Source organism: Pseudarthrobacter sp. NIBRBAC000502770, from assembly GCF_006517815.1.
Lineage (GTDB): Bacteria > Actinomycetota > Actinomycetes > Actinomycetales > Micrococcaceae > Arthrobacter > Arthrobacter niigatensis.
On sequence record NZ_CP041198.1, the window covers coordinates 2,949,739 to 2,960,442 of the forward strand.

A 10,704-nucleotide genomic window follows, 5' to 3' on the forward strand; every position below is an offset into this window, starting at 1 on the left:
GCATTTGGCACGGCGAGCGGACGGGGTGGTGTTGTGAAGGATGAGCGGGTGGCGGGTGCTGCGGCGGACGACGACGGCCTGACCCAGGCGGTCCAGGAGGCCGGGGCTGTGGAGCTGCTGTTGATCCGGCATGGGGAGAGCGAAGGCAACGTTGCGGCCACCGAGGCGCGGGAAGCCGGGGTGGAAGTCATCGAGGTTCCCGCCCGCGATGCGGACGTGAACCTGTCCGGGACGGGACGGGACCAGGCCAAAGCCCTGGGTACCGCCCTGGGCCGGACCGCGGCGGAGTTTCGGCCGGACGCTGTGGTGTCCTCCCCCTACGCTCGGGCCCGGCAGACGGCGGAGATCGCGGTGGAAACCGCAGGCTGGCCGGTGCAGGTGCGCACGGACGAGCGGCTGCGGGACCGTGAGCTGGGCATCCTGGACCGGCTCACCCGGCTGGGCGTGGAGAGCCGCTACCCGGAGGAATCCGAGCGCCGGGACTGGCTCGGCAAGCTGTACTACCGGCCGCCCGGAGGGGAATCCTGGGCCGACGTGGCGCTGCGGCTCCGGTCCGTCCTGGCGGAGTTGAACAACCTGGGCACCGGACACCGGGTGATGCTGGTGTGCCACGACGCCGTCATCATGCTGTTCCGGTACGTGCTGGAGGGGCTCAGTGAAAAGGAGCTGCTGGACCTGGCCGCCAGGGAGGCCATCCTCAATGCGTCCGTGACCCGGTTCGTCCGCCCGTCCGGCGCCGGCCCGTGGACACTGGAGAGCTTTAATGTCGCGGACCACCTGGCCGAGCAGGGCATCGCGGTTACCGAGCATGCAGGAGACACCAGTGTCCGGCCGCAGTGACTCCTCTCCCGTCCCCGTTACGCCCTCGCTCCTGCGGGACTGGCGGTTGCCGGCACCGGGAGCTGACAAGTATTCCCGCGGCTCGGTGCTGGTGGTGGGCGGCGCCCGCTCCACCCCTGGCGCGGCCCTGCTGGCGGGCGTTTCAGCGCTGCGTGCGGGAGCGGGAAAACTTACGCTGGCAGTGGCGGGGTCGGTGGCCGTGCAACTTGGGGTGGCGGTACCGGAATGCGGGGCCATTGCCATGCCGGAAACGTCCGGCGGCTCGGTCAAGGCCGAACTCGACGGCATCTCCTCCTACCTTGACCGGGCAGACACCGTGCTGGTCGGGCCCGGCCTGGACGACCCTGACCTTGCCGGCGAACTGCTGCAGGCCCTGCTGAGCCGCGAGGCAGGCCGTGGCGGGGACGGCAGGTCCGGCGCTTCCGACGGCAGCCAAGGAGGCCCCGCCGTCGTCCTCGATGCCTACGCACTGGCCGCCTTGGTGCATCTGGAGGACCAGCTTGACCCTTGGCGCGGCCGGTTGATTCTCACACCCAATCCCACGGAAGCGGCCATCCTGCTGGGACGGGATGTGGCGGACCTCGAGCGGGACGTCGCCGGGATCTCTGAACGGTTTGGTGCCGTGGTCAGCTGCCAGGGGCTGGTCAGCAAGCCAACGGGGCCCGATGCGGACGGCTCCGGCCTGTGGAAGATCACCACCGGGTACGGCGGTTTGGGAACGTCCGGCAGCGGCGACGTGCTGGCGGGGGCGATTGCCGGGCTCCGGGCGCGAGGCACGACCTGCGCACAGGCAGCCTGCTGGGGTACGCACCTGCACGCAGCCGCGGCGGACCGGCTGGCCAGCAGGATGGGTCCCTTGGGATTCCTGGCCCGCGAGCTGGCGGATGAACTGCCCGCGCTGATGCTGGAACTCAGCGTCTGAACGCCTAGCCGCAGCACGCCCGCAGCGGGAGTCCTGGGACATGGATGGCCCCCGGCCGAAACCGGGGGCCACCGTGGCGGGAGGGTAAGGCTTACGCTGCCGATGCGCTGTCTGGCGCTGTGGCGTGCACAGAATGGCGATTCGCCCCAAAAAGGCAGTCAACAGATGTGCCCGCCTCCCGGTCCTGTGGTGAAACTAAGCGGCGATTTCCTGCTTTGCCCCCTTCGTTTCGATCTCGATCTTGCGCGGCTTGGCCTTTTCGGCAACCGGGATCCGCAGCGTCAGGACGCCGGCGTCATAGCTGGCCTTGATGTGGTCAGTGTCCAGCGTGTCGCCGAGGATCAGTTGGCGGCTGAAGACGCCGCGCGGCCGTTCAGAGGCGACCAATTCGGTGTCCTTGCCCACGGGGTCCGGGCGTTCGGCCCGCACCGTCAGGACATTCCGTTCAACATCCAGGTCCACCGAGTCCACCGAGACACCGGGCAAATCAAAGGCCACGACGAATTCCTGGTCCTCTCGCCATGCATCCATCGGCATCGCCGCCGGGCGTGCAGCCGTGCCGAGGACCTGCTGGGCCAGCCTGTCCAGCTCGCGGAACGGATCGGTTCGCATCAACATGGCTTCCCTCCTCGTAAGAGATGGTCCAACATCATTCCCGTATCAGCCGATCTATGGTGGCTGATATAGATTTTTTAGCACTGGAGAACCAAGTCCGCAAGGGTTTCCAGCAGCGGATTCCGGAGAATTTTAGGGCCACCGCGGGCATGGAAAAGGGCCCTCCCAGCCGTGCACGGAGCAGGCAGTGGAAGGGCCCTTTGAGGTTGGCGGTCAGTCCCGGGTGGGGTCCGGGCGGAGCGGCGCCGGGCCGGGATCCGGGACGGGAAGCGGTCCCGGAGGCGCCGGTGCGGGGAACGGATTCGGGGATGGCGGGCCGGGAGGGTGCGGCTGGGTGGGGTCCGGGGAGGTGGGCTCCGGGCCCGGTTCCGGCGGGAACGGCTCAGGTTCGTGCACTGGCGGGATGGTCATGAACTTCCCTTCTCACGCTGGGCGGATGTGCCTTGGACTGCCCAGCCTACGCTTGCGGTCCGCCTGCAACCACCCTCTTCTCCCCGGTTGCTCCATCAGTTTTGGTCCCTAAACGCCGGTTTTAGGAGCTATAGGTGATGGAGCATCACGACGGCGGGGGGGGTTGCCAACGTGCGGATCCGTTAGTCCCGGACCGGGCAGGCTGCCAGAGTCTTTCGCCCTCTTCCCGCCAAGGGCGTCTCCCCCGACAGCGAACGGCCCCCTGGCCCGCGGGGGTGGTGGATATATTGAATCCATGACCTCCACTTCCCTGCAGGATTCCGCCGGTACTGCGGTCCCGGCTCCCCCGGCCGCCAAAAAGATCCCCACCGAGCGCACCCACCACGGGGAGACCTTCGTGGACAACTACGAGTGGCTGCGGGACAAGGAGTCGGCGGAGGTGGTGGAGCACCTGCGGGCCGAAAACGCCTACCAGGAAGCCGTCACGGCGCACCAGGAACCGCTCCGGGAGGCCATTTTCCAGGAGATCAAAGGCCGCACCCAGGAAACCGACCTGTCCGTCCCGCACCGCAAGGACGGCTGGTGGTACTTCAGCCGCTCCGCGGAGGGCAAGGAGTACGGCATCCACTGCCGGGTAAAGGCACAGGACTCCGGAGACAAGGTGGCCGACTGGACGCCTCCGGCTGTAGAGGCCGGGGTGGAGATCCCGGGCGAGGAGATCCTGCTGGACGGCAATGTGGAGGCCGAAGGCAAGCCGTTCTTCTCCGTGGGCGGTACAGCGGTCACCGTGGATGGCAACCTGTACGCCTACGCGGTGGACAATGCCGGCGACGAACGCTTCACGCTGCGGATCAAGGACCTGCGCACAGGCGAACTGCTGCCGGACGTCATTGAAAACATCTTCTACGGGGTGGCATTCTCCCCGGACGGCACCCGTCTCTTCTACACCGTGGTGGACGAGTCCTGGCGCCCCTACCAGGTGAAGGCGCACGTCCTTGGCACCCCCGTGTCGGAGGACCTGGTGGTGTACCAGGAGGACGACGCGGCCATGTGGCTGGGCTTCGAACTCTCCGCGGACCGGCGCCATCTGGTACTGGGGATCGGATGCTCGGAGTACAGCGAAACCAGGCTGCTGCGCTTCGACGATCCCGCCGGCGCCATCACCACGGTCATTTCCCGCAACGAGCGCGTCCTGTATGAGGCCGAACCCTTCCTGCTCGACGGGCAGGAACGCATACTGCTCACGCACAACCGCGGTGCCATCAACTCCATGGTCTCGCTGGCGGACCCGGCCGAGCTGGAAAAGCCGCTGGCCGAACAGACCTGGCAGACCGTCGTCGGGCATTCCGACGACGTGCGCGTCAACGGCGCCGGCGTCACCGCCACGCACCTGGTGGTGTCCATCCGCAAGGACACCATCGAGCGGGTGCAGGTGATGGGACTGGCCGGCCTGGGCACGCCCGCCCAGCAGGAGCCCGTGGAACCGGCTTTCGATGAGGAGCTTTACACCGCCGGCGTGGGCGGCTCGGACTATGAATCCCCCGTCATCCGGCTGGGCTACACGTCCTACTTCACGCCGTCGCGCATCTACGATTTCGTCCTGCCCACCCCGGAGCAGCCGGCCGGCGAGCTGCTGCTGCGCAAGGAAAGCCCGGTCCTGGGCGGCTACGACGGCAGCGACTACGTGGCCACCAGGGAATGGGCCACCGCCGGCGACGGCACGCGCATCCCGCTGTCCGTCCTGCGGCACAAGGGCGTGAAGCGGGATTCGACGGCGGCCGGCCTGGTCTACGGGTACGGCTCCTATGAAATGAGCATGGACCCGGGCTTCGGCATCGCACGGTTGTCGCTGCTGGACCGCGGCATCGTGTTCGTGATCGCCCACATCCGCGGCGGCGGCGAGCTGGGCCGGCACTGGTACGAGGACGGCAAGAAGCTCACCAAGAAGAACACCTTCACCGACTTCGTGGACGCCACTGACTGGCTGGCAGGCTCCGGATGGGTGGACCCGGCCCGGATCGCAGCGCTTGGAGGCTCCGCGGGCGGGCTGCTGATGGGCGCCATTGCCAACATGGCACCCGAAAAGTACGCCGCCATTGTGGCGCAGGTGCCGTTCGTGGACCCGCTCACCAGCATCCTGGACCCGGACCTGCCGCTCTCCGCGCTGGAGTGGGAAGAGTGGGGCAACCCGATCACCGATCCCCAGGCCTACGCCTACATGAAGTCCTATTCGCCGTACGAGAATGTGCGGGCGGTGTCCTACCCCAGGATCGCCGCCGTGACGTCCTTCAACGACACCCGGGTCCTCTATGTTGAACCGGCCAAGTGGGTGCAGGAACTGCGGAACAAGACGACGGGGACCGCGCCCATCGTCATGAAGATCGAGATGGACGGTGGACACGGGGGCGCCTCCGGCCGGTACGTGCAGTGGCGGGAACGGGCCTGGGACTACGCATTCATCGCCGACGCCCTGGGCGCCACCGAGCTCCTCCCCGGCGCCGGCCTGAAACAGGACTGAAGGTACGACGGCGGGCGGGTCCCGCCGTCGTACGCTTCCTTTGCCGCGCCGCAGCAGGCAGCGCTTCAGGGCTGCAGGTGCTCCGCCAGCCACTCAGCGAGTGTTTCAAGGTAGGCGCGGACGGTGCGCCCCTGGGCGCGCTCTACCAGGGGATCGGCGATCTTGCCAAAGATGCCGCCCAGGCCGGAAACGGCATCGATCCGCTGGGTGACCCGGGTCCCGCCACCGGCCGGTTCAAGGGTGAACGTCACCGTGAAGTTCAGCTTCCCTTCAACGGAGCGGGACACCATCCGCCTTGGCGGGTCGAACTCCACCACCTCGACAGTCCAGTCGAAGCGCCGGCCCATCACTCAACGGATTCTTCTACTACTGGCATCGGATTCTCCTGGAACAGCACCTGCTGCCGACGCGGCTCGGCCGGCAGGTAGGCACAGCGCCAGCTTGGACCGCTGCCGCGCCGCTGTCAATGCGCCAATAAGCTCACCATGCTTACCATTGGGGGGCACTTGTTTTCCGGCACGGATACAGAGGAGCAGGCATGTCATTGAGCAAGGGAACGCAGGTGGAGTGGAACACTTCACAGGGCAAGACGCACGGCAGGATCGTCGAGAAGAAAACCAGCGACTTCGAGCTCGACGGCAACACCCACCGCGCCAGCGAGGATGAGCCGCAGTATGTGGTGGAATCGGACAAGACCGGCGCCCGGGCGGCGCACAAGGCATCCGCACTGACCGAGAAGAAGTAATACCGTGGCTGCCCAGCACGAGGTTGTGGTCATTGGTGGCGGCAACGCCGGCATCTCCCTGGCCGCCCGGCTGCAGCGCTACGGCGTCAAGGACGTCGCAGTGATCGAACCCCGGGACCACCACCTCTACCAGCCGCTTTTCTCGCACATCGCGGGCGGCCGGGCGCAGGCCGGAGAGGCCATCCGGCCACAGCAATCCGTCATACCCAACGGCGTCACCTGGATCCGGGATGCCGCCGCCGGCGTGGATGCGGTGGGCAATACCGTCACGCTGGAATCGGGGGCCCGGGTGGCTTACGGGCAGCTGGTGGTATGCCCGGGGCTGCAGTACGACTGGGACGCTGTGCCAGGGCTCGCCGAGGCCGTCCATTCGCCGAACGGCGCCTCCCACTATGAGTTTGAACTAGCTCCCAAAGCCTGGACGCTGCTGAGCGCCATGACCTCCGGGACCGCTGTGTTCACCATGCCGGCAGGCCCCATCAAGTGCGGCGGCGCCGCCCAGAAACCCATGTACCTGGCCTGCGACTACTGGCGGGAACAGGGGGTCCTGGACAAGATCCGGGTGGTGATGGTGCAGCCCTACCCCACAGTGTTCGGGGTGCCGGAGGTGGACCGGGAACTGGACCGCAAGATCGCTGAGTACGGGATCGAACTGCGGACCAACAGCGAACTGGTGGCGGTCAGCCCTTCCGGGCGCAGGGCTACCATCCGGGACCACGCCGCCCACACCACGGAGGACCTGGCGTACGACTTCATCAACGCCGTCCCGCCGCAATCGGCCCCGAACTGGCTCAAGGCCACGGACCTGCCGGCTCCCGGTGACGCGGGCGGCTTCGTGGAATTGGACCGGCAGACGCTGCGGCATCTCCGCTACCCCAACGTGTGGTCCCTGGGCGACGCCGCGGGCACCACAAACTCTAAGTCCGGCGGTGCGCTGCGCAAGCAGACCAAGGTGGTGGCCAAAAACCTGGTGGCCGCCAGGAAAGGAAAGCCTCTGCGCGCCAAGTATGACGGCTACTCGGTCTGTCCATTCACCGTGTCACGGGACACCGTGGTGTTCGCCGAGTTCGATGACACGTACCGGCCCAAACCCACCATCCCCCGGGTACCTACCTGGAACGAGAGCAGGCTGTCCTGGGTGGTGGACCGGGATCTCTTTCCCCGGATTTACTGGAACCTGATCCTCAAAGGCCGGGCGTAGCGGCTACCGGGCGGAGCCGATGCGCCATTCAGCGGCCAGGATGGCGTAAACCAGCTCGGTAGCCCACTGTCCCTTGTACCGCCATTTGTCGATGTGCCGTGCCTCCAGCCGCATGCCCAGCCGGCTGCAGAGTGCGGCCGAGGCATGGTTGAGTTCATCCAGCCGTGCCTCGATCCGGTGCAGGCCAAGTTCCTCGAAGCCAAGGCTGAGCACGGCGTCGGCGGCCTCCGTGCCGTAGCCCTTGCCGCGGGCCGCCGGCGCCAGGGTCCATCCAACTTCGGCCTGGCCCTCGCCGGGGAGCCATTTCAGGACCACTTCACCCAGCAGGCCCGGTCTTTCGGCGGCTTCGATAGCCAGGGCCACCCAGTCGCCCTCCTTCTCGAAGACAAAGTTGGCGTACCTGCCCACCCGCTCCATGGACTGCGTATAGGTCTTGGCCGGCCCGGGCAGGAAGCGCGCGGTATCCGGCAGCGAGTGGTAGGCGTGGAAGGCGTCCAGGTCACCGCCGTTGAACCGGCGCAGGACCAGCCGTTCGGTGGTGATGGGCAGGCGGATCTCAGGCATGGATCGAGGTTACGCCACCGCCCCGCAAAGAACGACGACGGCTCCCACCCCGCGTGGCTGGAGGGCTCTTGCCCCGGCGAACCTCCGGGAGTACCGTTCGCGTACGGCTCGCTGGCGCCCGTGTTGTCGCATCTACCGTTCCCTTGGAAAGTAGGGGCAAGAGTGAAGTCCGCACAGCCCTGGGCAGCCCTCGTCGTCATCGGCATTCTGCTGGGCGCCACTTCCTGCACGTACGAGGACTCCACGGAGGACCCCACCCGGGCAGCAACCACAACAGCTCCCAGCCCCAAAGTGCTCCGCATCGGCACCCAGGACGATGCAATCGGGCCCACCCGCGGCCAGATCGAAGAATTTGCCCGGCAGGTGCAGGCCCGTTCCCACCGGACCTTGGTGGTTGACCCGGTGTACCGGGCGGGAGGGGACTCGGGCAAAGGCTGGGACCAGGTGGTTGCCCGACGGGTGATGGGCGGAGACCTGGAGATGGCCGTAGTGCCGGCCCGGACGTGGGACACGGAGGGCGTCCTGGACTTCCGGGCACTCTCCGCGCCCTTCCTGGTGACATCAAGCGCAATGATCAAGGAAGTAGTGAAACCGGAGCATGCCCGCGGGATGCTGGCCAGCCTCGAGAGTGCCGGGGTCACAGGCCTGGCGCTCTTTCCGGACGGCCCAAGGATGCTGTTCTCCTTCACCACACCCATCCTCACCCTCGCGGATGTCAAGGGCATGGTGGTCAGGGCGCCCCTGTCCGACACCACCTTCGCCATCCTCGCGGCCCTGGGTGCCATACCCGTGGACCTGGCCGACCAGGAGTTCGGTGACGGCGTGGAGAGGGGAACGGTGGGGGGCGCCGAATCGTCCATGGCCTACGCCCAGGATTTGCCGACGGCACGGAACGCAACGGGCCGTGCCATCGCCACCGGAAACCTTGTGGTTCATTCGAAGATCAGCACCTTGGTGATCAATAACAAGGCCAGGGCCGCCCTCACCGGGGACGAACAGCGGATTCTCCAGGAGGCTGCCGATTCCACCAGGGAATGGGCCTCCGCCCTTCTCGCACCGCTTTCAGCGGAAGCCCGGAAGTACTGCGAGGGTGGCGGCAAGGTGGCCATGGCAACAGAGCAGGAGCTCGCCGCTTTCCGTGCGGCCTTGGCACCGGTCTACGGGGTCCTGGAACAGGATGCGGAGACCAGGGAGCTCATTGGACGGCTCCAGGATTTGGCCGCCAGGACTCCGGCAGACCCCGCGGTCAGACCCTGCGACTACGACACCTACTGAGGATCAGGCGGGATCAGGAGGCAGCTGACCCGACGACGGCGGCGGTCGCCTCCGCGATGGCGCGCTCCTCGTCGGTGGGAACCACCAGGACGGGGATCGCCGAGCCCGGCGTGGATATGACGCGCGGTTCCTTTGACCGCTCAGCGTTCAGGCCGCCGTCGAGCTCGATGCCCAGGGCGCCGAGCCGGTCCGCCACATGCGCCCGGAACTGCCGGGAGTTCTCGCCGATTCCGGCGGTGAACACCAGCGCCTTGGCCCCGCCGACGGCCACGTGGTAGCCGCCGATGTACTTGGCCAGCCGGTAGGACGCCACCGCGAGCGCCATGCTGGCCTTCTCGTCGCCGGACTCGGCGGCCTCCACCACGGAGCGCATGTCGTTGTTGCCGGCCAGGCCTTTCAGCCCGGATTCACGGTTCAGCATGGTGTCGATGTCCTCCGGCGTCCACCCGGCACGGCCCAGGAACACCAGGATGGACGGATCCAGGTCGCCGGAGCGGGTGCCCATCACCAGGCCTTCGAGCGGAGTGAAACCCATGGAGGTGTCCACGGAGAGGCCGCCCCGGATGGCGGTGGCGGACGCGCCGTTGCCCAGGTGGGCGATGACGCCGTCGAACTCCTCGATGGGGACGTCCAGCAGCGCCGCGGCCCGGCGCGCAACATACTCGTGCGAGGTGCCGTGGAAGCCGTACCGGCGGATGCCGTGGTTGGTGTACAGCTCGTCCGGGACGGCGTAGCGCCAGGCATGCTCGGGCAGGGTGCGGTGGAAGGCGGTGTCGAAGACGGCCACCTGCGGCATCTTGGGCCATTTCCTGGTGATCGCACGGATGCCCAGGACATTGGCGGGGTTGTGCAGCGGCGCCAGCGGGTTGAGGCGTTCGATCGCACGGGTGATTTCGTTGTCCACCAGCACGGGCTCGGCGAACCGCTCGCCGCCGTGGACCACCCGGTGCCCCACGGCGCCCAGTTCCCGGTCCCCCAGCTCCCGGTGGATCGCCGCGTCAACCTGTTCCAGGGCCTCGGCGTGGTCCCGCGGGCCTTCGACCTCACCGTCCCCGCCGCCGCCGTTGCCCATGCCGATCTTCTCGATCAGTCCCTCTGTGAGTACTGTCCCGGCCGCCACGTCACGGACCTGGTACTTCAACGACGACGAACCGGAGTTGATGACGAGCACGAGCATGCGGGGCCTCCTCAGCCTGGCGTCTGCAGTTCAACCCCACTATATGTGGCCGCGCTCCCGCGCCGTTCCTTGCGCCGACAGGCGGGCTGTGCCTATGGTCGGCGGACAAGGCTGGCCCACGTCGAGAGGACTTTCCGAATGACGAACGAACCCACTTCGGGCGAAGAGAACGATCCCACCAACACCGGATCCAGCAGCACGGCGCCGCTTCAATCCGGCTCCGGCTCCGGGTCCGGCTCCAAGGACCCTACCGTCGTTGAGGGCGCCAACCCGGCGCTGGACGATACCGGCAACCTTAAGGCTGCGGAAACCGGTGAGGCGCCGGAAGCACCGGAGAACCCCGAAGACCTGGACCTCACGCCGCAGGGTCTCTCCGACGAGCCTGCCAAGGAGGAGGATCCGGAGAGCATAGCCAAGCCGGACAACAGCTAGGCTC

At 67.2% G+C, this 10,704-nt stretch carries 12 protein-coding genes; 7 read left to right on the forward strand and 5 right to left on the reverse strand.

Annotation, left to right across the window (positions count from 1 at the left end):
- The first annotated feature begins 33 nt into the window (after positions 1 to 33).
- Both NIBR502770_RS14205 and NIBR502770_RS14210 read left to right on the forward strand, forming a co-directional pair.
- The gene (locus NIBR502770_RS14205) at positions 34 to 840 is read left to right on the forward strand and encodes a histidine phosphatase family protein (protein WP_371416465.1); all 807 of its coding nucleotides are present in this window, start codon (positions 34 to 36) and stop codon (positions 838 to 840) included.
- The gene (locus NIBR502770_RS14210) at positions 809 to 1,762 is read left to right on the forward strand and encodes an NAD(P)H-hydrate dehydratase (RefSeq protein WP_141182357.1); all 954 of its coding nucleotides are present in this window, start codon (positions 809 to 811) and stop codon (positions 1,760 to 1,762) included. The genes NIBR502770_RS14205 and NIBR502770_RS14210 overlap by 32 nt, the downstream gene beginning before the upstream one ends.
- Positions 1,763 to 1,957: 195 nt before the next feature.
- On the opposite strand, the gene NIBR502770_RS14215 is transcribed toward NIBR502770_RS14210, so the two are convergent.
- Together NIBR502770_RS14215 and NIBR502770_RS14220 are read right to left on the reverse strand one after the other, a co-directional pair.
- A complete protein-coding gene (locus NIBR502770_RS14215) occupies positions 1,958 to 2,380 on the reverse strand; it encodes an Hsp20/alpha crystallin family protein (RefSeq protein ID WP_141159480.1) in 423 nt (140 codons plus the stop codon).
- A 210-nt stretch (positions 2,381 to 2,590) separates the two neighbouring features.
- Positions 2,591 to 2,788 (reverse strand): hypothetical protein, encoded by a 198-nt coding sequence (locus NIBR502770_RS14220; protein ID WP_141159479.1) that lies wholly within the window; start codon positions 2,786 to 2,788, stop codon positions 2,591 to 2,593.
- Between the two features lie 295 nt (positions 2,789 to 3,083).
- Here NIBR502770_RS14220 and NIBR502770_RS14225 point away from each other — a divergent pair, with 295 nt between their 5' ends.
- Entirely contained in the window at positions 3,084 to 5,306 is a 2,223-nt protein-coding gene (locus tag NIBR502770_RS14225; RefSeq protein WP_141182358.1) for a S9 family peptidase, read from the forward strand.
- 65 nt (positions 5,307 to 5,371) lie between these two features.
- Here NIBR502770_RS14225 and NIBR502770_RS14230 read toward each other — a convergent pair whose 3' ends face one another.
- Complete coding sequence (locus NIBR502770_RS14230) at positions 5,372 to 5,653, reverse strand: SRPBCC family protein (protein ID WP_141182359.1); 282 nt, start codon at positions 5,651 to 5,653, stop codon at positions 5,372 to 5,374.
- A 191-nt stretch (positions 5,654 to 5,844) separates the two neighbouring features.
- Between NIBR502770_RS14230 and NIBR502770_RS14235 the strand changes: the two genes are divergently transcribed.
- The gene (locus NIBR502770_RS14235) at positions 5,845 to 6,051 is read left to right on the forward strand and encodes a DUF2945 domain-containing protein (RefSeq protein ID WP_141182360.1); all 207 of its coding nucleotides are present in this window, start codon (positions 5,845 to 5,847) and stop codon (positions 6,049 to 6,051) included.
- Between the two features lie 4 nt (positions 6,052 to 6,055).
- On the forward strand, positions 6,056 to 7,252 hold the full coding sequence (locus NIBR502770_RS14240; protein ID WP_141182361.1) for an NAD(P)/FAD-dependent oxidoreductase: 1,197 nt from the start codon (positions 6,056 to 6,058) through the stop codon (positions 7,250 to 7,252).
- A gap of 3 nt (positions 7,253 to 7,255) precedes the next feature.
- On the opposite strand, the gene NIBR502770_RS14245 is transcribed toward NIBR502770_RS14240, so the two are convergent.
- Positions 7,256 to 7,816 carry a GNAT family N-acetyltransferase gene (locus tag NIBR502770_RS14245; protein ID WP_141183446.1) on the reverse strand — a complete coding sequence of 187 codons (561 nt, stop codon included), beginning with the start codon at positions 7,814 to 7,816 and terminating at the stop codon, positions 7,256 to 7,258.
- Positions 7,817 to 7,978: 162 nt separating this feature from the next.
- Between NIBR502770_RS14245 and NIBR502770_RS14250 the strand changes: the two genes are divergently transcribed.
- The gene (locus NIBR502770_RS14250; RefSeq protein WP_168223179.1) at positions 7,979 to 9,091 is read left to right on the forward strand and encodes a TRAP transporter substrate-binding protein; all 1,113 of its coding nucleotides are present in this window, start codon (positions 7,979 to 7,981) and stop codon (positions 9,089 to 9,091) included.
- 13 nt (positions 9,092 to 9,104) lie between these two features.
- Here NIBR502770_RS14250 and NIBR502770_RS14255 read toward each other — a convergent pair whose 3' ends face one another.
- On the reverse strand, positions 9,105 to 10,268 hold the full coding sequence (locus NIBR502770_RS14255; RefSeq protein WP_141159474.1) for an acetate kinase: 1,164 nt from the start codon (positions 10,266 to 10,268) through the stop codon (positions 9,105 to 9,107).
- 138 nt (positions 10,269 to 10,406) lie between these two features.
- Here NIBR502770_RS14255 and NIBR502770_RS14260 point away from each other — a divergent pair, with 138 nt between their 5' ends.
- Positions 10,407 to 10,700, forward strand: coding sequence for a hypothetical protein (locus NIBR502770_RS14260; protein WP_141182363.1), 294 nt, complete (start codon positions 10,407 to 10,409; stop codon positions 10,698 to 10,700).
- The last annotated feature ends 4 nt before the right edge of the window (positions 10,701 to 10,704 follow it).